The following is a 20,106-nucleotide window of genomic DNA, read 5'->3' on the forward strand; positions in this document are numbered from 1 at the left end:
TTGGGCCGTCAGTCGCAGCAACAACCAGGATCGCGCCGTCCATCTGCGCAGCACCGGTGATCATGTTTTTAACATAGTCGGCGTGGCCTGGGCAGTCTACGTGTGCGTAGTGGCGAGTCGGGGTGTCATATTCAACGTGGGAAGTGTTGATGGTGATACCACGAGCTTTTTCTTCTGGTGCGTTATCGATCTGGTCGAATGCGCGAGCAGAACCACCGTAGGTTTTTGCCAGAACGGTAGTGATTGCAGCGGTCAGCGTTGTTTTACCATGGTCAACGTGGCCGATAGTACCGACGTTAACGTGCGGTTTTGTACGTTCAAACTTTTCTTTAGACATCGATTGTCCCTCTAAGACACGGATAAATCGGTGATATCACCACATCAACCAGGCGAAATGCCTGAATTGTTGAATACAGTAAAATTGAAACAGAGAGAAACGGGAAGGAGAAGTGAAGTGGTGCTGATACCCAGAGTCGAACTGGGGACCTCACCCTTACCAAGGGTGCGCTCTACCAACTGAGCCATATCAGCACGTATTGGAGCGGGCAGCGGGAATCGAACCCGCATCATCAGCTTGGAAGGCTGAGGTAATAGCCATTATACGATGCCCGCATCCTGAAACTCGGCTACCCAGTTCTTTCTGTAACAAAAAAAGAGATTTCTCTCTTTTTCAGTTTGAGCTGGCTAATTTTTCCAACCAGCTCCGGCGGCATTTACGCTGCCAGAAAGTGGTGGTGGGGGAAGGATTCGAACCTTCGAAGTCTGTGACGGCAGATTTACAGTCTGCTCCCTTTGGCCGCTCGGGAACCCCACCGGACTTGATGGTGCCGACTACCGGAATCGAACTGGTGACCTACTGATTACAAGTCAGTTGCTCTACCTACTGAGCTAAGTCGGCATCAAGTAGCGCGCATTCTATGGATACCTGCGCGGTCATGCAACTAAAAATTTGCATAAAACGTTCTTTCGCTCACATTTTATGCGAACGAAGCGCTAAGCGCTGTAAAAGTAGACATTACGGGTCAAATAATCAACATGCACGCCTGATTTACACCGTATACACCATAGCGTGACGGCTTCCGCGTAACGCAGCGCTATCCATCTTTTTTCTTATTATTCCTGCCATCTGGTGTTAACCTCCTGCCCATTGTCCAAAATTAACTGTGTGATGAGCCACGATCCGGCAGTGTAGCGCTGGCTCACTGAAGCATGCTTATGAGCAAAAAAGAGCAAACGTTAATGACGCCTTATCTTCACTTTAACCGCAGCCAGTGGGCTGCCCTGCGTGATTCCGTCCCTATGACGCTGACGGAAGGTGAAATCGCACGGTTAAAAGGGATAAACGAAGATCTGTCCCTGGAAGAGGTGGCAGAAATTTATCTCCCCCTCTCTCGCTTGCTTAACTTCTATATCAGCTCGAACCTGCGCCGCCAGGCTGTGCTGGAGCAGTTTCTCGGGACGAACGGTCAACGCATTCCTTATATCATTAGTATCGCAGGCAGCGTGGCCGTGGGTAAAAGTACCACCGCGCGTGTCCTGCAGGCGCTGTTGAGCCGCTGGCCGGAACACCGCAGCGTGGAGCTGATCACCACCGACGGCTTCCTGCACCCGAACGAAGTGTTAAAAGAACGCGGGCTGATGAAGAAGAAGGGCTTCCCGCTCTCTTATGATATGCACCGTCTGGTGAAATTTGTCTCTGACCTGAAATCCGGCGTGCCGCACGTGACTGCGCCAGTCTATTCGCATCTGATCTACGATCGCATCCCGGGTGGGGATAAAACGGTGGTCCAGCCGGACATCCTGATTCTGGAAGGTCTGAACGTGCTGCAAAGCGGGATGGACTATCCTCACGACCCGCATCACGTTTTTGTCTCGGATTTCGTCGATTTCTCTATCTATGTCGATGCGCCGGAAGACCTGCTGCAGAACTGGTACATCAACCGCTTCCTGAAGTTCCGCGAAGGGGCGTTCACCGACCCGGACTCCTATTTCCACCATTACGCTCAGCTTTCTGAAGAAGAAGCGATCAATGTGGCGACGGGGCTGTGGAATGAGATCAACTACGTGAACCTCAAAGAGAACATCCTGCCGACGCGCGAGCGTGCGAGCCTGATCCTCACCAAGAGTGAGAAGCACGCCGTCGACCAGATTCGCCTGCGGAAATAATCAAGCAGACATAAAAAAACCGGCTTAGCGCCGGTTTTTTCGTTATGCCTGTGGCTTCTCGCCATTTTCATCCTGATCGACCGCGAAGCAGGCAACCAATTGGCCGCCATAATCCTTCAGCTGCGGCTGGAGCTGGGTGCACGGGCCGAAGCGGCGACTGCAGCGGGCGTTGAATGCACATCCCGGCGGTGGATTCAGCGGACTTGGCAGTTCGCCCGTCAGCTTAATACGCTCGCGACGATCGTCCGGGTTGAGACGCGGCGTCGCAGACAGTAGCGCCTGGGTGTACGGATGGCGAGGGTTATTAAAGATCTGGTCTTTGGTCCCCTTCTCCACGCAGCGCCCCAGGTACATCACCATTACCTCATCAGCAATATGCTCCACCACCGAAAGGTCGTGGGAGATGAACACGTAAGATAGCCCCAGCTCCTGCTGGAGATCCATCATCAGGTTCAGCACCTGCGCACGTACGGATACGTCGAGCGCGGAGACCGGCTCATCGGCAATCACCACGTCCGGATCGAGCATCAGCCCGCGAGCAATCGCGATACGCTGACGCTGGCCGCCGGAGAACATGTGCGGATAGCGATCGTAATGCTCGGTTTTGAGGCCAACCTTCGCCATCATCGCCAGCGCTTTTTCGCGGCGCTGCTCCTTGCTCAGATTACTGTTGATCAGCAGCGGCTCTTCCAGAATCTGTCCGACTTTTTTACGCGGGTTCAAAGAACCATACGGGTTCTGGAACACAATCTGGATTTTCTGGCGGCGCAGCTTCTGCGCCTGCGGATCGTGCTTGAGCAGATCCTGCCCCTGATAATAGAGCTCCCCGCCGGTCGGCACTTCAATCATCGTCAGCAGACGGCCCAGCGTGGATTTGCCGCAGCCTGACTCCCCCACCACCGCCAGCGTTTTACCGCGTTCGAGGTTAAAAGAGACGCCGTCCAGCGCTTTCACCAGGCGTTCAGGGGCAAACAATCCCTTCTTCACCGGGTAGTATTTTTTCAGGTCGATGGCCTGCAACAGCGGTTGTTGCGTGGTGGCCTGTTGCGTACTCATAGTGTTGGCCTCCCGGCATCATCGAGTGGGTAGTGGCATTTCGACTGACGACCGTCAGCCAGCTGGTTCAGCTCTGGCTCTTCTGCCCGGCATTTGTCCGTCGCATACGGGCAGCGCGGATTGAGCAGACAGCCCTGCGGACGGTCATATTTACCCGGTACCACACCCGGCAGCGACGCCAGACGCGCTTTGTCCTGGGCAAACTCCGGCAGCGCGCGTAAAAGCGCCTGGGTATACGGGTGACGCGGCGCGCGGAAAATATCGTGTGAATTTCCGGTCTCGACCACCTGGCCGGCATACATCACGATGATTTTGTGCGCGGCTTCGGCCACCAGCGCCAGATCGTGCGTAATCAGCACCAGCGCCATATTCTCTTTCTGCTGCAGCTCCAGCAGCAGCTCGATGATTTGTGCCTGGATGGTCACATCCAGCGCCGTCGTCGGTTCATCCGCAATCAGCAGTTTTGGTCGACAGGCAATCGCCATCGCGATCATCACGCGCTGGCTCATCCCGCCTGAGAGCTGGTGCGGGTAAACGTCCAGACGTGATGCCGGGTCAGGAATACCTACCTGGTTGAGCAGATCGATCGCGCGCTGACGACGGGTTTTCTTATTCCCGCCCTGATGCACCTTAATCGCTTCCATAATCTGGAAACCGACGGTGTAGCACGGGTTCAGGCTGGTCATCGGATCCTGGAAAATCATCGCCACTTCCGCGCCCACCAGCTGGCGGCGCTGTTTTTCAGAAATGCGCTTCAGGTCCTGACCGTTGAACTGCAGGTTTTCCGCCATTACGCGGCCCGGGTAATCAATCAGCCCCATGATCGCCAGTGAGCTCACTGACTTACCGGAACCGGACTCCCCGACGATACCAACCACTTCGCCCTGATTTACGCTGTAGCTGATGCGGTCCACGGCGCGAAACGGGGTGCCTTCGTCGCCAAAGTGCACCGATAATTTATCTACATTTAATAACGCCATCTCGTGCCTCTTACTGCTTCAGTTTGGGATCAAGCGCATCACGCAGGCCATCACCCATCAGGTTAAATGCCAGCACCGTCAGCAGGATTGCCAGACCCGGGAAGGTGACAACCCACCAGGCGCTTTGTGCGAACTGCAACACGTCGGAGAGCATGGTGCCCCACTCCGGTGTTGGCGGCTGCGCACCCATGCCCAGGAAGCCAAGAGCGGCCATATCAAGAATGGCGTTAGAGAAACCGAGCGACGCCTGAACAATCAGCGGCGCAAGGCAGTTAGGGAAAATATTAACGAACATCTGGCGCATCGCACCGGCACCCGCTACGCGAGACGCCGTGACGTAGTCGCGGTTCACTTCCACCAGCACCGCCGCGCGGGTTAAACGCACGTAGTGAGGAAGCGCCACGAAGGTCAGCGCCAGCGCGGCGTTACCGATCGACGGGCCGAAGATCGCCACCAGCACCAGCGCCAGCAGCAGGCTTGGCAGCGCCAGCATGATGTCGACGATACGCATGATGATGTTATCAACGATGCCGCCGAAGTAGCCGGCAACCAGGCCGAGTACGACGCCCATGATCAGCGACAGCACAACAACCAGGCAGCCAACCAGCAGCGACAGACGCGCGCCATACATCAGACGCGACAGCACGTCGCGGCCCACATCATCGGTACCCAGCAGGTGCGCCAGGCTGCCGCCATCCTGCCACGCAGGCGGCGCGAGCAGCGCATCGCGGAACTGATCCGCCGGGTTATACGGCGCAAGCACGTTTGCAAACACCGCAATCAGGATCATGATTGCGACATACACCAGCCCCACTACCGCGCCTTTGTTGCGCTTGAAGTAGTGCCAGAACTCCTGCATCGGCGTCATCGGAACCGGAGCAGCAACAACTTTGTTTTCAGAAACCTGTGACATGATGGCCCCTTACTTCTTATGACGAATACGCGGGTTCACCACGCCGTACAGCAAATCGACCAGCAGGTTGACGAGGATAATCATCGTCGCGACCAGCAGTACACCGCCCTGCACTACCGGATAATCACGGCGTTGCAGCGCGTCAATCAGCCAGCGTCCCAGGCCCGGCCAGGAGAAGATGGTTTCGGTCAGGATCGCCCCCGCCAGCAACGTCCCCACCTGGAGACCGATAACGGTCACAACCGGCAGCATGGCGTTACGCAGCGCATGGACGATAATGACGCGCATACGCGTCAGGCCCTTGGCGCGGGCGGTGCGGATGTAATCCTCGCCCAGCACTTCCAGCATCGATGAACGGGTCATACGTACGATCACCGCCAGAGGAATGGTGCCCAGCACCATGGCAGGCAGGATCATATGCGCGACGGCATCCATGAAGTTGCCCTCTTCACCCCAGATAGCCGTATCAATCAGCATAAAGCCGGTGAGCGGGTTGGTGTCATCCAGGAAGACCATATCGCTGACGCGCCCGGAGACCGGTGTCAGGTTAAGCTGCACCGAGACCAGCATGATCAGCATCATGCCCCACCAGAAGATAGGCATGGAGTAGCCGGTCAGCGCCAGGCCCACGGCGGTATGGTCGAAAATAGAGCCACGCTTGACGGCAGCCAGTACCCCGACAGGAATACCCACCGCAGTGGCGAAAATCATGGCGCAGACGCCAAGCTCCAGTGTCGCTTTAAAACGCGGCACGAACTCGTCCCACACCGGAAGACGGCTTTTCAGCGAAATCCCTAAATCACCGTGCAACACGCCCCAGATATAGTGGAGGTACTGCTGCCACATCGGCTTATCGAGACCGAGTTCCGCCAGCAGCTGTGCATGGCGCTCAGGGGAAATACCACGCTCGCCCGCCATAATCATTACCGGGTCGCCGGGGATCATATGGACGAAGGCAAAAGTGAGAAGGGTGATACCGATAAACGTGGGGATAACAAGTCCCAGACGTCGGAGGATGAACTGCAACATAACCCGGATTCTCTCTGATGACGCACGACCAGTGGCGTGACGTCTGTATTGCTCACAAATCTTATTCCCTCTCCTTTCAGAGAGAGAATTAAGCACTGCTGCCGGGTGGCGCTACGCTTACCCGACCTACAGACCGTAGGCCAGTGCAAGCGCAGCGCCGCCTGGCGTTGCTTTTAATTATTCAACAGATACGTTTTCGAAGTGGTGTTTGCCCAGTGGATCAACCACGTAGCCCTTCACTTCTTTACGCACTGGCTCGTACACGGTGGAGTGAGCAACAATCAGCGCCGGAGCCTGATCGTGCATAACAACCTGCGCCTGCTTGTACAGTTCAATACGTTTGTTGTGATCGTCGGTCGCACGCGCCGGCTGGATCAGGTCTTCAAACGGCTTGTAGCACCAGCGAGAGTAGTTAGAACCGTCTTTTGCCGCCGCGCAGCTGAACAAGGTGGCGAAGAAGTTGTCCGGATCCCCGTTATCACCAGTCCAGCCCATCATGACTGCCTGGTGCTCACCCGCTTTGGCGCGCTTCAGGTACTCGCCCCACTCGTAGGTCACAATCTTGGCCTGAACGCCAATCTTAGCCCAGTCTGCCTGAACCATTTCTGCCATACGGCGTGCGTTCGGGTTGTACGGACGCTGTACCGGCATCGCCCACAGCTCAACGGTAAAGCCTTTATCCTGGCCCGCTTCTTTCAGCAGCGCTTTCGCTTTCTCAGGATCGTAGCTGTAGTCTTTAACGTCGTCGTTATAGCCCCACATGGTTGGTGGAATCAGGTTTTTGGCTGCAACGCCTGCACCCTGGTAAACCGCCTTGATGATCGCTTCTTTGTTCACCGCGTAGGTCAGCGCCTGACGCACTTTCACGTCATCAAACGGTTTCTTCTCGGTGTTGAAGGAGAGATAGCCCACGTTCAGGCCAGCCTGCTCCAGCAGGTTGATGTTCTTGTCCTGCTTCATGCGGGCGATGTCAGCCGGGTTCGGGTACGGCATCACCTGGCATTCATTTTTCTGCAGTTTTGCGTAACGCACTGACGCATCAGGCGTGATGGAGAAGACCAGGCGGTCGATCTTCGGCTTGGTGCCCCAGTAGCCTTCGAACGCTTTATACAGAATGCGGGAGTCTTTCTGGTACTGCAGCAGCTGGAATGGACCGGTACCGATTGGGTTCAGGTCGACTTTCTCCGGCGTACCGGCTTTCAGCATGTTGTCCGCGTACTCTTTGGAGAGGATTGAGGCGAAGTCCATGGCCAGGTCAGCCAGGAACGGTGCTTCCGGACGCGTCAGCACGAACTGAACGGTATTATCGTCCACTTTTTTCACTTCAGAGATCAGGTCCGGCAGACCCATCCCTTCGAAGTATTCATAGCTGCCGCCAGACACTTTGTGGTACGGGTTCTGGGCGTTTTTCTGACGGTCGAAGGAGAACACCACGTCGTCGGCGTTAAAGTCACGCGTTGGTTTGAACTCTTTGCTGTCCTGCCACTTCACGCCCTGGCGCAGGTGGAAGGTATAGGTTTTACCGTCTTCGCTGACGTCCCACTTCTCGGCCAGACCCGGAATCACTTCCGTAGTACCGGTTTTGAATTCAACCAGACGGTTATAGATCGGTACAGAGCTTGCGTCGTAAGTCGTACCAGAGGTAAAGAGCTGTGGGTTAAAGCCTTCCGGCGAGCCTTCAGAACAGTAAACCAGGGTTTTTGCCTGTACGCTTGCTGCCACGGTCATAGCCACCAGGCTCAGACCAAGCTTCAGCATCCCTGACTTCTTCAAGGAAATACTCATTATTCTGCTCCAATGTGATGTTTTGCTTTGTTGTGTTACGCCGCCAGACCTTTATTTATTTTTTACCCGGTCCGGTCGGTGATGCCCGAAGGCTTTAAAGGGATGGAGAATCCTTTCAGAAGAGCGTTTGAGTTGCAGCGCAGATCGTCCCTGAAATGCCCCTCATGCCCTACAATCTGTCAACAGAATGTGAAAACGTCAATACAGGTGACGGGGATTTACGCTGAGTGTGAGAAACCGCAAACAAAGATTAAAAAAACTATGTACGCCAGTTTTCAGCAGGGAAATTTATGCTACTCGCCATCTGGCAGCACAAGCCTCTTCATATTTCGCAACAATCAGTGATTAACTTTTATTCAGAATGGGTAAATTTTCTTGCAGAATGGTGATTATCTGAGCACTAAATACCGCGAACGTTAAAACGCACAGCGAAAAATGCTGAGGTTATCCATAAGCAACGCGAAAAAAGATCAATCTATATATAAAAAAATACAATGGATTATGTCACAAAATCGTTAACAGGCAGGTGGAAGCAGGTCTAAGGGGCGTTTTGGAGACTCTGACGAGATAAGGCCATAATGCAAAAAGGGCTAACCTTGCGGTTAGCCCTTTTCAGAATGTGGTCGGCGAGAGAGGATTCGAACCTCCGACCCACTGGTCCCAAACCAGTTGCGCTACCAAGCTGCGCTACTCGCCGAATGCGGAGCGCATCTTACTGCTGAGGTGCGCCCCCGTCAATCCCTTATTTTCAAAAAGCCATTCAACTGGCGATATTCTCGCCAGAGCAGCTACTGCGCGGCTTTTGCGGTGTTATCCGGGAGTTTGCACCAGTTGTTGTTTTCGTTAATCCCACCATTCGGTGAGGTATAGCCGAGACAACCCATAATGGTGTCGTACAGCTCAACGTGACGACGCGGCACCTTCATCTCCGCCTCTTTCTTCAGCTGAGCAAACATCTTCGCCTTCTCCGGGGTTTCCAGATACTTATCCGACATCCACATGATCATCGGCACGCGGAACTGCTCCGGTGGTGCCAGCTTGCGCGGCGTACCGTGCAGATGCTCTTTCTCGTTGATGGACTCACCGTGGTCTGCCGCGTAAATCACAATCGCTTTCTTATCGCGCAGCTGGTCGATCACCCGGCTCAGGAAGGTATCCACATACAGAACCGAGTTGTCGTAGGCGTTGATCAGCTCCTGCTTGCTGCAGTCTTTATTAATGCCCACACACTCAGGCTGCCACTTCGCGAAATCGCGCGTGTAGCGCTGGTAATAGCTGTAATGCGACCCTTTGGTATGCAGAATGATCATGTGCTTGCCTTTGGGATGGCCTTTAAGGGACTCCGACATCTCTTCCAGCAGCAGCATATCGTCCACATTTTTACCGCGGTTACGCGGCTCGGCGCCAATCTGCTCGCGGTACGCGATGTTATCTGCCAGCGTGTTGGTGTAGAACCACATCTCGCTTTGCATGGCGAACAGGTCTGAGCTAAATCCAAGCTGCTTCAGCACGGCAAACACGTTTTGCTCTTTAAGGGTACGTTGCGGATTATCGCTAGCGCCACCTTCGCGCACAAACATACAGCGCAGCGAGAGCTTGGTTGCGGTATCGCAGGAGTAGCCACGGTAAGCCACCAGGTTCTTTTCCTGCGCCAGCTTAGGCGTGGTATTCCGGTCATAACCGAGAATGCCCATATGATCCCAGCGCGTCGTTTCGCCAATGACAAAGACGACGTACGTATCATCAATCCCGTCGGCTGGCGGCTGGTAGGTGAATTTTTTCAGTGGATTGATCAGAGACTTCACATCACTGGATTCATCCGCCTGCGCCCAGGCATAAAGGCCTAATGCTGACAGCCAGTTAGACGGCAAATAGGAGTTTGCTACCACGCCGCCATAGCTTGGCATATCTACGCCCGTCGCTTTTTCAATCCGTTTTTGCTGTTGTTCCATCAGGCGAATAGGTGCCCACACCAGCAGACCGGCCAGCAGAACGACAAGGATATTGCGAACCCGCTGCCCGCGTGTGCGCAGCTGGCGTAACAGCGTATAGCGGCACGTATTACTCCAGATAAAGAACAGCGGTATCAGACAGGTCAAAATCGTCCAGACAATAAAGCCTTTCCCCACAACCTCTTTCGAGAGGTCGATATCCGTGGTCATCACTGAGGCAACGATACCGTAGCCAATGACCACGTTCATAAATGTCATGTAATAGCTTGCGGCGGCGGAGATAATCACCACCAGCGAGGCCAAAATTTGCCAGGTACGTCGGCCAAAAAGAGAGAGCAGGCGTAACAGGAAGAATGTGGCGAGGATCGAGCCGAACACTTCAATCGCGGCAAAAATTCCATTTCTTACGGTGAGGTGCTCAAAATAACCTTCCACTCTTCTGAACAGCACCGCGCCATTCAGAAACAAACCGATATAGACAGCCAGCATCAGACACAATCTTTGCTGGGTAAGAGACCTGATATATTTCATGCAAACAACCCTGGGGAAAGGGGTATAAAGACCCGCCGAATTTCAAAGAGAAAGCGGACAGAGTAAGTAAATGCGTAAGGAAGCGTTATGAGAAACGTCTACAAGCGCGGTAAGTAGACCACAGCGGGAGAGAAAAGTGGCAGCAGAGAGTGTGATCGGTGTAAATTTTTACAAAATATCGAGACGGGAAGCGTCCCAAATAAAAAAAGAGGCCGCAGAGGCCTCTTTCATTCATCTTAAGCATGAACCTCTTTGAACACTTCGCGCTGCGGCTGACGAATCGTGGTCGAGAGTGCCAGCGAGATAATCAGCAAGGCGAATATCACGCAGAAGGTCACGTAGAACCCGCCGAACAGGGAGGCAATCAGCGAGCCGCAGATACTGCCGATCCCGAAGCCCAGATAGATAACGCCGTAGTTTTTCGCCAGATTATTCAGGCCAAAGAACTCGCTTACCAGTGACGGGAAGACGGTGATGGTGCCGCCGAAGTTAAAGGCCACGCAGGCAATCGCCGCGAAGAAGGTGGCTTCATTCAGCGGAGCGAATAGCAGCGCCGCCATACCGACCAGCGAGACCACCTGCCCAATCGTAATCACGCGGATGCGGGCAATTTTGTCAGACAGAATACCGAGGACCAGACGACCAGAGAGGTTAGCAATAGAAATCACGGTCACCGCGTTGGCCGCCGTGGCGGCATCCAGTTTCACCATCCCCTGCGCGATATCTTTCGCCACGCCGATGACATACAGACCGCTCATGCAGGCCGTCAGGAACATCACCGCCAGCATCCAGTACTGTGGCTTACGCATGGACTGCGCGAGGGTAAAGTCGTTCTCCACCACGCCGTTCACGGATTTAACCTCCTGCTGCGGCGCATCTTTCATCAGCGTGGAGCCGAACAGAATCATCACCAGAACAATTGCGCCCCAGATCATAAAGGTTTTTTCGAGGCCAACGGACGCCAGCAGGTGGGAGTCGATAAATTTGAACCCGAGGCTGCCCAAACCGTAAGAACCAATGGCAAACGCGGAGATTAAGCCTTTACGTTCCGGGAACCACTTCACGCAGTTTGACAGCGTCAGCAGGTACCCCGCGCCATCGGCCAGCCCCACCAGCACGCCGGCACTCAGCCACAGCATCATCAGGTTGCTGGAATGCGCCGTCAGGAAAAAGCCCAGCCCCAGCAGAATTCCGGACGCCATGGTCACTCGCTTCACGCCAAAACGCTCCTGCAGCTTGCCCGCGACGGAAGATGAAATCGCCAGACCCAGGCTCAGCAAACCAAAGGAGAACGCGACCTGGCTGACCGGGGCGCCGAGCTTGTCGGAAAGCGCGCTGTTAAACAGGCTCCAGGTATAGACCGAGCCCAGCGCAAACTGGGTGACGATGGTACCAAAGAGCGTGAGCCAGCGCGTGCGGTTATAGGTTGATGTGTTCATGGCAGTTGTCCTGCAAGAGAAATTAAGGAAGTTCGCTGAGGACAACGATAAACAAAACCTTAATACACCTGGGGTAAAACGGCATGAAATGCAGGCGGAACGGAATGAAATGCCTGGAATCGGGAATGAATGGCCTGGCACGGGAATAAAGCGATAGCGTGTTAGTATCTGCTATCGCTGTAAAGCCCGTGGTTGTTGTATTCGAGATGTTATCGTAACATTTAAAAAAGTAACAACTCTAGAAATTTGCGCTGACGCCAAGGGTGTATAAAAACTCCTCACCGGTGGAGGTGTGTTCCCCCTGAGCCAGCGACGCATACGCCGCCATGTGCGTATTAAAGGGAATATCCGTTCCCACGGTGACATCCATCCAGCTACCGTTTTGGGCAGGAGCTGGCGTTTGCGGCATGCCAAACTGCGATTTCCACTGATTTTCACCAAACTGCTGGTTGTAGCTGATCTGCGCCCAGGGACGGAGATCGCCGTACTGGGTATTCACACGCCACCCCAGCGTGCTGACGCTGGCATGCCAGAGCGGGTCGGTGAGAGCCTGCGTCGACGCACTATCACCAAACTCGTTGATCATCATGGGAGCCGTGCCATCGTACCGCCACGCCACTACCGGCCCGGTGGTGATACGCGCTGAAACCGGAAAATTCCACCCCACGCTCATCGCCCCCTCCGTGGTGCTGCCTGACGGAATATTCAAGGCAAGACCTGGCGTATTTTGCGAAGACTGGATACGCTCCGCCAGAATATCCTCATAACGCGGTTGGTGATCCGCGTCCCATGTATAGCGTTCCGCCATATTATTTTGGGCGTCTGAAACGATATATTCCTGTTGCCAGGCAGACGCTGTATTACAAAAAAACAGGCAGGCTGAAATTCCCACCAGGCCAGAAGCAGCATGGCGACCACTGATTTTTTTTATCATCATCAACGCGACCCCAGAGAGAGCCGAATTCGGCGATATTTGTCGTTATTCAGGAAGACTTTAGAAGGCATTTGGCCCTGTATTAACTATTGTCTTTATACCAGGCACGTCAAGACAGACGGAATGAAATTTTTGCGAAATCAGTATCAATAAGGGAGATGACGGATGGAACGTTGCGGTTGGGTGAGCCAGGATCAGCTTTATATCGACTATCACGATCGGGAATGGGGCGTGCCGGAAACGGATGGCAAAAAACTCTTTGAGATGATCTGCCTGGAGGGCCAGCAGGCGGGGTTATCATGGATTACGGTATTGAAAAAACGCGAAAACTATCGCAACGCCTTTCACCAGTTCGATCCTGTCGCCGTCGCTGCGATGACCGATGAGGACGTTGAGCGACTGGTGCAGGATGCCGGCATCATCCGCCATCGCGGTAAGATCCAGGCCATCATCGGTAACGCACGCGCTTATCTGGCGATGGAGCAAAACGGCGAATCATTTTCAGATTTTGTCTGGACGTTTGTGAACAACGATCCGCAGGTTACCCAGGCCGCCACGCTCGCGGACATCCCGGCCTCCACCCCGGCCTCGGATGCGCTCTCGAAGGCCCTGAAAAAACGCGGCTTTAAGTTTGTCGGCTCCACCATCTGCTACGCCTTTATGCAGGCCTGTGGCCTGGTCAACGACCACGTTACCGGCTGCTTCTGTCATCCGGGAGGCCATCATGATCCGCAAATGGCAAAGTGAAAATACCGCGCCGCTTCTGAGCCTGTGGCTTGAAAGCACCACGGAAGCACATCCGTTTATCGAGCCGGATTACTGGAAAGAGAACGAGGCCATGGTGCGGGATGTTTACCTGCCGTCAGCCGAAACCTGGGTCTGGGAACAGGATGGCAAACCTTGCGGATTTATCAGCGTGATGCAGTCTCAGTTTGTCGGCGCCCTGTTTGTGGCGCCGTCATGCATCGGGAAAGGGATCGGGCGCGCGCTGCTGAACTATGTTCAACAGCGCTTCCCGCACTTAAGCCTGGAGGTGTACCAGAAAAATGTCCGGGCGGTGAACTTCTACCATGCGCAGGGCTTTCGCATTGAAGACAGCGCCTGGCAGGATGACACCCAGCACCCGACGTGGATCATGAGCTGGCAGGCGGATCAAACGCCGTTAAGGTAAGCGCGGGCCCCTGATATTTCTCGACCCAGGCCAGGGCCGTATTCCCTGCGCAACCGTTCCCCAGCTTCGAGCTGGGGAGATCTTTGGTCAGCACGTTAACCGCCCCGTTTTTACAGATACCGCCTTCGGCAAGCTCAAGGTCAGGCCATGCGCCCTGATGAATGCAGATCACGCCCTGTTTAATCCCGTCGCTCACCACCGCCCCTGCCAGCACCTGCCCGCGCGAGTTCCAGACGCGCACCACATCGCCGTCCGCAATCCCGCGGGCCTGCGCATCGAGGGTATTCAGCGTGATCGGCTCTCGCCCGGCGACCGCATACTGCTCGCGCAGAGAGGTATAGTTAAGCTGGCTGTGCAAACGGTGCGCGGGATGCGCTGACAACACCTGTAGCTGCTGCGGCTGGGCGTTACCGTGCCACTCGTCCGGCTCAAGCCACATAGGGTGTGGTGGGCAGTCGGCATAACCAAAGCTGGCGATGCGCTCGCTGTGGATCACAATCTTTCCGCTCTCGGTTTTCAGCGGGTGGTTCTCGGGGTCGCGGCGGAAATCGGCAAAACGGACAAATTTCGCGTTCTGTTCACTCTCCGGCATCTCGACGATCTGGTTCGCCTCCCAGAACTCAGCAAAGGGCGGAAGCGTCACGCCCTGCGCCGCGCCGCGCTGTCCGGCAATCTGGTAGAAGGTCTCCAGCCATTGCAGATCGCTTTTCCCTTCGGTAAAACGCGCGCGACCGCCCTCTTCCCACAGCTCGCTCAGTTCAGCAAACACGTCAAAATCATCACGTGCTTCATCTCGCGGGGCCACTACGCGCTTCATCGGGACCATATGCTGGTTGCTGTAGTCGCCGGTCATGGTGAGATCGTTACGCTCAAACGAGGTGGTCGCCGGCAGCACAATATCTGCATGCTTAGCCGAGCCGGTCCAGAAGCACTCTGAAATCACCACCAGCTCCGGCTTTTGCCAGGCGCGGATCAGGCGGTTGGTATCCTGATGGTGCGTGAAGTTCGACCCGCCCGCCCACCAGACAAATTTAATATCCGGGAAGTGGCGGTCCAGACCGTTGTGCTGATAAAAACCGCCCGGATTCTCCAGGGCTTCAACAATACGCGCCACCGGGATTTTATCCACAGCATCCACGCCGCCCTGCACCGAGCCTTGCAGAGACGCCAGCACCGCCGCTTTACGCGTGGGGTTACCGCCATTGGCAAAATGATAGGAGAGACCAAAACCGCCGCCCGGCGTACCGATCTGCCCAAGCATCGCGGCAAGGGTCACCAGCATCCAGTGTTTTTGCTCGCCAAACTGCTGGCGCTGCATCCCCCAGCCGGACATTAACATCGTGGTGTTTTTATGGAACAACGCCGCCAGTTCGCGGAGTTTTTCCGCTGGAACGCCGCAAATCCTGGCCGCCCACTCTGCCGTTTTCGCCACCCCATCGGACTGGCCCGTCAGGTAGTCGGCGAATTTATCGAAGCCGGTGGTACAGCGCGTCAGGAATTCGACATCGTGCCAGCCGTTTTCGACCAGCGTATGGGCGATACCCAGCATCATTGCCACGTCGGTGCCCATATGGGGGGCAATCCACTCGGCGCTGTCGCCGAAGAAATCCATGGTTTCAGAGCGCATAGGGTCAATGCAGATGATGCGCTTGCCGCTTTTGCGCAGCGCGTCGAAATACCCAATGCCCTGCTCGTCGCTGGCATTCCAGGCAATTTTCAATGTGTTAAGGGGGTTAGCGCTCCAGAGCACGACCACATCGGTATGCTCCAGCACCAGCGGCCAGCTGGTCTGCTGCTGGTACACTTCGTTCCCCCCCACGACGTACGGCATGATCGCCTGCGCCGCACCGGTGGAGTAATCTCCGAGATGACCGGTATAGCCTCCTGCCAGGCTCATATAGCGCTGTAGCAGCGTTGAAGCCTTATGCAGAACCCCGTTAGAACGCCAGCCGTAGGACCCGGCGAAAATGGACGACGAACCGTAACTGTCGCGAATGCGCTTGTGCTGGGCGTGGATAAGCGCCAGCGCGTCATCCCAGCTCACGCGAACAAACTCATCCTGACCGCGAACTCCCTGCGGCTTGTCCGGCGAGGCCAGAAAACCTTTACGCACCATCGGCCAGCGCACACGCGTTTTGCTATGCACCTGATCGCGAACGACGGTCTGTAACGAGTTGGGATGTTGGGTTGGCAGTGCCCCGCGGGACGACAGAACATTTTCGCCATCAGTTTCGACCAGCATCGGTCCCCAGTGGGCGGCGGTCAGAATGGTTTTCGTTGAGGTGCTCAAGCGTGCGCTCCTGGTTGCGTGCAGGTTTTACGGCCTTCTTGCTGAGGCAGTTTATGGTTTGTCACAAATTTCAGAGTTATACCCGGAATTTTCTCCGTATCTGGACGTCATAATCAACTGCCACGCTCGCCGTGGCAAAGAATAAAAAGGATTAAGGAAAGAAGATGAAAAAACGCGTACTCGTTATTGCCGCTCTGGTGAGCGGTGCCCTGGCTGTTTCTGGCTGCACAACCAACCCTTACACCGGTGAACGCGAAGCGGGTAAATCCGGCATTGGCGCGGGTATCGGCTCGCTGGTCGGCGCAGGCGTTGGGGCGCTCTCCTCCTCTAAGAAAGACCGCGGCAAAGGCGCGCTGATTGGCGCAGCGGCAGGCGCAGCGCTTGGCGGCGGCGTAGGCTATTACATGGACGTGCAGGAAGCGAAGCTGCGCGACAAAATGAAGGGAACCGGCGTGAGCGTGACGCGCAGCGGCGATAACATCATCCTGAACATGCCGAACAACGTGACCTTCGACAGCAGCAGCGCAACGCTGAAACCGGCGGGTGCGAATACCCTGACCGGCGTGGCGATGGTGCTGAAAGAGTACAATAAGACCGCTGTAAACGTGATGGGCTACACCGACAGCACCGGCAGCCAGGAGCTGAACATGCGTCTGTCCCAGCAGCGCGCCGACGCCGTGGCCAGCTCGCTGATTACCCAGGGCGTTGAAGCGAACCGCATCCGCACCAGCGGCATGGGCCCTGCCAACCCTATCGCCAGCAACAGCACGGCGGAAGGCAAAGCGCAGAACCGCCGCGTTGAGATTACGTTAAGCCCAATTCAGTAATCGCATTTTCCCCTCTCCCCGTGGGAGAGGGTTGGGGTGAGGGCACCAGACCGCACCCCAGGTAAGGTAAGCGCAGCGCCACCAGGCAAATTACTTGATTCGTCCAATTTTCCCGCTAAGGTATTCTCACTAAATTCAGGGAAATCAGCGATGAGCAAACCAGCCCGGGCCACCATCAGCGACGTGGCGAAAGCCGCCAAAACCGGTAAAACCAGCATTTCGCGCTACCTCAATGGCGAGAAACACCTGTTGTCCGACGCATTGCTGGCGCGTATTGAACAAGCCATTGCCGATCTCGACTATCGTCCCAGCCTCATGGCGCGCGGGCTTAAACGCGGTCGCACCCGCCTTATCGGGCTTATCATCGCCGATATCACCAACCCCTATTCCGTGAACGTGCTTAGCGGTATTGAAGCCGCCTGTCGCGAGAAGGGTTTCACGCCGCTGGTCTGTAATACCAACAACGAAGTCGATCAGGAGCTGCATTACCTCGACCTGCTGCGCAGCTATCAGGTGGAAGGGATCGTGGTTAACGCGGTGGGCATGCGCGAAGAGGGGTTAAACCGCCTGCAGCAATCCTCCCTGCCCATGGTCCTTATCGACCGTAAAATCCCGGAATTTGCCTGCGATGTGGTCGGGCTGGATAACACCCAGGCCGCCACGACCGCCACCGAACATCTGATTGAGCAGGGCTTCGAGGCCATTCTGTTTCTGAGTGAACCGCTGGGGATGGTCAACACCCGTCGCGAGCGCCTGAGCGCATTTCGCGCCACGCTGGAGCGATATCCCGGCGTGATCGCCGAAAATGCCGAAACGCCGCTTCACGAGGCGGGGCAGCTCGACAACACCCTGCGTCAGTTCCACACGCGCCATCGCGGGATGCGCAAAGCCGTTATCTCCGCCAACGGGGCGCTGACGCTCCAGGTCGCCCGCTCGCTCAAGCGTATTGGCCTGCACTGGGGCAGCGATATCGGTCTGCTGGGGTTTGATGAGCTGGAGTGGGCGGAGCTGGCCGGCGTCGGCATTACGACACTCAAACAACCCACCTGGCAGATTGGCTATGCTGCTGTTGAACAAGTGGTTCGTCGTATTGAAGGCACCAGCGATGCCGTTCGCGAGCAGGTCTTCTCCGGCGAGCTGATCGTTCGCGGCTCCACCGCACGTTAAATTTCCCTTGTGATAGCGATCATAAATTCAACATCCTGACCTTTTCTTTGGAACCGGTTCCATCTAGCGTAATAGTATTGATATGTTGCGATGGAGTCCGAAGATGGGCAGGAAAATTATGGTGGTCACCGCCGCGTACGGTGCGGAACAGGTGCGACAGGCGGGCGGTCAGCGGGCGATGCTGCCCGTTATTGCAGGCGCAGGGGCAGACGGCGTGGAGATCCGCCGGGAACTGTTCAGCAGCGACGAGCTGCTGGCGCTGCCGGCGCTGGGCGAATCCATTGAGCTGCTCGGCCTGCTGGCGTGCTACTCCGCCCCTGCCGCCCTGTTTATGCCCGACGGCACCCTCAACCCGGACCTGACCCACTATCTCTCTGAGGCCAGCACCCTGAACGCCCTGTGGCTGAAGGTTTCCCTGGGCCATTTCCGCGACGCGCAGCCTCTCGACGCCCTGCGTAGCCTGCTGAACGCAAGCGGCATGGTGCTGGTCGTGGAGAACGATCAGACCGACTGCGGACAGCTCGCCCCCATGCAGCGCTTCCAGGCCGCCTGCCGGGAAATGGCGCTCCCTGTCACGCTGACCTTCGACATGGGCAACTGGCTGTGGGTTGGCGATTCGCCTGAAGAAGCCGCACGTCATCTGGCCCCTGCGGTGAGCTATATCCACGTTAAAGCCGCCGTGCCGCATAAAGATAACTTCCGCGCCGTGGCACCGGACCACGCCGATGCGCGCTGGCTGGATCTGCTCGGCCAGCTGCCTGCCGATGCCCCACGCGGGATCGAGTTCCCGCTGGAAGGGACGGATTTAACCGCCGTTACCCGCCATTACGTCAACCTGCTGCGCGAGGAGTAAATCATGCACAAGACGCTGGATGTCATCACGATCGGCGAAGCCATGGCGATGTTTGTCGCCACTGAAACGGGCGAACTGAGCGCGGTAGAGCACTTTATCAAGCGTGTCGCAGGCGCAGAACTGAACGTCGCGACCGGCCTGGCACGTCTCGGCCTGAACGTGGGCTGGGTCAGCCGCGTGGGGGATGACAGCTTTGGCCATTTCGTTCTCGATTCGCTGAAAAAAGAGGGTATCGATGCCGCAGGCGTCACCCTCGACGGACGCTTCCCTACCGGGTTTCAGCTTAAATCCAAGGTCGAAAATGGAACCGATCCCATTGTGGAGTATTTCCGCAAAGGATCGGCCGCAAGCCACCTCTCTGTTGCGGATTACCACGCCGACTATTTCGCCTCCGCGCGCCACCTGCACCTGAGCGGCGTGGCGGCAGCGCTCTCTGCCAGCTCGTATGAACTGCTGGATCATGCGGCAGCCACTCTGAAAGCCCAGGGAAAAACGATCTCGTTCGATCCTAACCTGCGTCCGGTGCTCTGGAAAAGCGAAGCGGAAATGGTCGAGAAACTGAACCGTCTGGCGTTCAGAGCGGACTGGGTTCTGCCGGGGCTGAAAGAAGGGATGATCCTGACGGGTGAAAATACGCCGGAAGGCATTGCTGATTTCTATCTGAATAAAGGGGTAAAAGCGGTAGTGCTGAAGACGGGTGCCGATGGCGCATGGTTCAAGACGGCCAACGGCGAACAGGGCGCGGTCGCGGCGGTGAAGGTTGAGAACGTTGTCGACACGGTCGGCGCGGGCGACGGTTTTGCCGTTGGCGTAATTAGCGCCCTGCTGGAAGGCAAAACGCTGCAGCAGGCCGTCGCGCGGGGCAACAAGATTGGCTCACTGGCCATTCAGGTGCAGGGCGACAGCGAAGGATTACCCACCCGAGCACAGCTCGGAGTATGAATTCCCTCTCCCGGTGGGAGAGGGCCAGGGTGAGGGCAACAAGCCGCACCAGATAATTAAGCCACCGTGTA

The 20,106-nt window shown here is 56.1% G+C and carries 17 protein-coding genes and 5 tRNA genes; 7 read left to right on the forward strand and 15 right to left on the reverse strand.

The window, feature by feature from the left end; translation table 11 throughout:
* From P349_RS25015 to P349_RS04100, 5 genes are all read right to left on the reverse strand, one after another.
* On the reverse strand, positions 1-337 hold a 337-nt coding region (locus P349_RS25015; RefSeq protein ID WP_019725119.1), incomplete at its 3' end, for a GTP-binding protein.
* A 118-nt stretch (positions 338-455) separates the two neighbouring features.
* A tRNA-Thr gene (locus P349_RS04115) sits at positions 456-531 on the reverse strand.
* Between the two features lie 6 nt (positions 532-537).
* Positions 538-612 (reverse strand) — tRNA-Gly (locus P349_RS04110).
* A gap of 117 nt (positions 613-729) precedes the next feature.
* Positions 730-814: transfer RNA gene (locus P349_RS04105), tRNA-Tyr, on the reverse strand.
* A gap of 8 nt (positions 815-822) precedes the next feature.
* Positions 823-898 (reverse strand) — tRNA-Thr (locus P349_RS04100).
* A 317-nt stretch (positions 899-1,215) separates the two neighbouring features.
* Here P349_RS04100 and coaA point away from each other — a divergent pair.
* On the forward strand, positions 1,216-2,166 hold the full coding sequence (coaA, locus tag P349_RS04095; protein WP_021242480.1) for a type I pantothenate kinase: 951 nt from the start codon (positions 1,216-1,218) through the stop codon (positions 2,164-2,166).
* A 42-nt stretch (positions 2,167-2,208) separates the two neighbouring features.
* On the opposite strand, the gene dppF is transcribed toward coaA, so the two are convergent.
* From dppF to P349_RS04050, 9 genes are all read right to left on the reverse strand, one after another.
* The gene (gene dppF / locus P349_RS04090) at positions 2,209-3,222 is read right to left on the reverse strand and encodes a dipeptide ABC transporter ATP-binding subunit DppF (RefSeq protein WP_023309965.1); all 1,014 of its coding nucleotides are present in this window, start codon (positions 3,220-3,222) and stop codon (positions 2,209-2,211) included.
* The gene (gene dppD / locus P349_RS04085) at positions 3,219-4,202 is read right to left on the reverse strand and encodes a dipeptide ABC transporter ATP-binding protein (RefSeq protein WP_008502772.1); all 984 of its coding nucleotides are present in this window, start codon (positions 4,200-4,202) and stop codon (positions 3,219-3,221) included. Before dppD ends, dppF begins: the two co-directional genes overlap by 4 nt.
* Before the next feature lie 10 nt (positions 4,203-4,212).
* Positions 4,213-5,115 carry a dipeptide ABC transporter permease DppC gene (gene dppC, locus P349_RS04080; protein ID WP_024909088.1) on the reverse strand — a complete coding sequence of 301 codons (903 nt, stop codon included), beginning with the start codon at positions 5,113-5,115 and terminating at the stop codon, positions 4,213-4,215.
* A gap of 9 nt (positions 5,116-5,124) precedes the next feature.
* Positions 5,125-6,144 carry a dipeptide ABC transporter permease DppB gene (gene dppB, locus P349_RS04075; RefSeq protein WP_024909087.1) on the reverse strand — a complete coding sequence of 340 codons (1,020 nt, stop codon included), beginning with the start codon at positions 6,142-6,144 and terminating at the stop codon, positions 5,125-5,127.
* 177 nt (positions 6,145-6,321) lie between these two features.
* Entirely contained in the window at positions 6,322-7,929 is a 1,608-nt protein-coding gene (dppA, locus tag P349_RS04070) for a dipeptide ABC transporter periplasmic-binding protein DppA (RefSeq protein ID WP_023334096.1), read from the reverse strand.
* Between the two features lie 620 nt (positions 7,930-8,549).
* Positions 8,550-8,626: transfer RNA gene (locus P349_RS04065), tRNA-Pro, on the reverse strand.
* A gap of 91 nt (positions 8,627-8,717) precedes the next feature.
* Positions 8,718-10,412, reverse strand: coding sequence for a kdo(2)-lipid A phosphoethanolamine 7''-transferase (gene eptB, locus P349_RS04060; protein ID WP_032650810.1), 1,695 nt, complete (start codon positions 10,410-10,412; stop codon positions 8,718-8,720).
* 236 nt (positions 10,413-10,648) lie between these two features.
* On the reverse strand, positions 10,649-11,851 hold the full coding sequence (locus P349_RS04055; protein WP_032650809.1) for an L-lactate MFS transporter: 1,203 nt from the start codon (positions 11,849-11,851) through the stop codon (positions 10,649-10,651).
* 238 nt (positions 11,852-12,089) lie between these two features.
* Positions 12,090-12,788: an autotransporter domain-containing protein gene (locus P349_RS04050; protein WP_032650808.1), complete on the reverse strand. Its 699-nt coding sequence runs from the start codon at positions 12,786-12,788 to the stop codon at positions 12,090-12,092.
* A gap of 162 nt (positions 12,789-12,950) precedes the next feature.
* Between P349_RS04050 and tag the strand changes: the two genes are divergently transcribed.
* Complete coding sequence (gene tag / locus P349_RS04045) at positions 12,951-13,532, forward strand: DNA-3-methyladenine glycosylase I (protein WP_032650807.1); 582 nt, start codon at positions 12,951-12,953, stop codon at positions 13,530-13,532.
* A complete protein-coding gene (locus P349_RS04040; RefSeq protein WP_032650806.1) occupies positions 13,510-13,956 on the forward strand; it encodes an N-acetyltransferase in 447 nt (148 codons plus the stop codon). Before tag ends, P349_RS04040 begins: the two co-directional genes overlap by 23 nt.
* Here the strand turns inward: P349_RS04040 and P349_RS04035 are convergent.
* Positions 13,919-16,198: a molybdopterin guanine dinucleotide-containing S/N-oxide reductase gene (locus tag P349_RS04035; protein WP_050597521.1), complete on the reverse strand. Its 2,280-nt coding sequence runs from the start codon at positions 16,196-16,198 to the stop codon at positions 13,919-13,921. The two genes, P349_RS04040 and P349_RS04035, sit on opposite strands and share 38 nt — an antisense overlap.
* A gap of 212 nt (positions 16,199-16,410) precedes the next feature.
* On the opposite strand from P349_RS04035, the gene P349_RS04030 reads away from it, so the two are divergent.
* The 4 genes from P349_RS04030 to P349_RS04015 all read left to right on the forward strand — a co-directional run bounded on the left by P349_RS04030 (position 16,411) and on the right by P349_RS04015 (position 20,035).
* Positions 16,411-17,073 (forward strand): OmpA family lipoprotein, encoded by a 663-nt coding sequence (locus tag P349_RS04030; RefSeq protein WP_032650803.1) that lies wholly within the window; start codon positions 16,411-16,413, stop codon positions 17,071-17,073.
* Positions 17,074-17,223: 150 nt separating this feature from the next.
* Positions 17,224-18,240 carry a LacI family DNA-binding transcriptional regulator gene (locus P349_RS04025; protein WP_008502761.1) on the forward strand — a complete coding sequence of 339 codons (1,017 nt, stop codon included), beginning with the start codon at positions 17,224-17,226 and terminating at the stop codon, positions 18,238-18,240.
* Between the two features lie 103 nt (positions 18,241-18,343).
* Positions 18,344-19,093 (forward strand): sugar phosphate isomerase/epimerase family protein, encoded by a 750-nt coding sequence (locus tag P349_RS04020; RefSeq protein WP_032650802.1) that lies wholly within the window; start codon positions 18,344-18,346, stop codon positions 19,091-19,093.
* Positions 19,094-19,096: 3 nt separating this feature from the next.
* Positions 19,097-20,035, forward strand: coding sequence for a sugar kinase (locus tag P349_RS04015; protein WP_032650801.1), 939 nt, complete (start codon positions 19,097-19,099; stop codon positions 20,033-20,035).
* The last annotated feature ends 71 nt before the right edge of the window (positions 20,036-20,106 follow it).

This window comes from Enterobacter sp. DC4 (assembly GCF_000568095.1).
GTDB lineage: Bacteria > Pseudomonadota > Gammaproteobacteria > Enterobacterales > Enterobacteriaceae > Enterobacter > Enterobacter pseudoroggenkampii.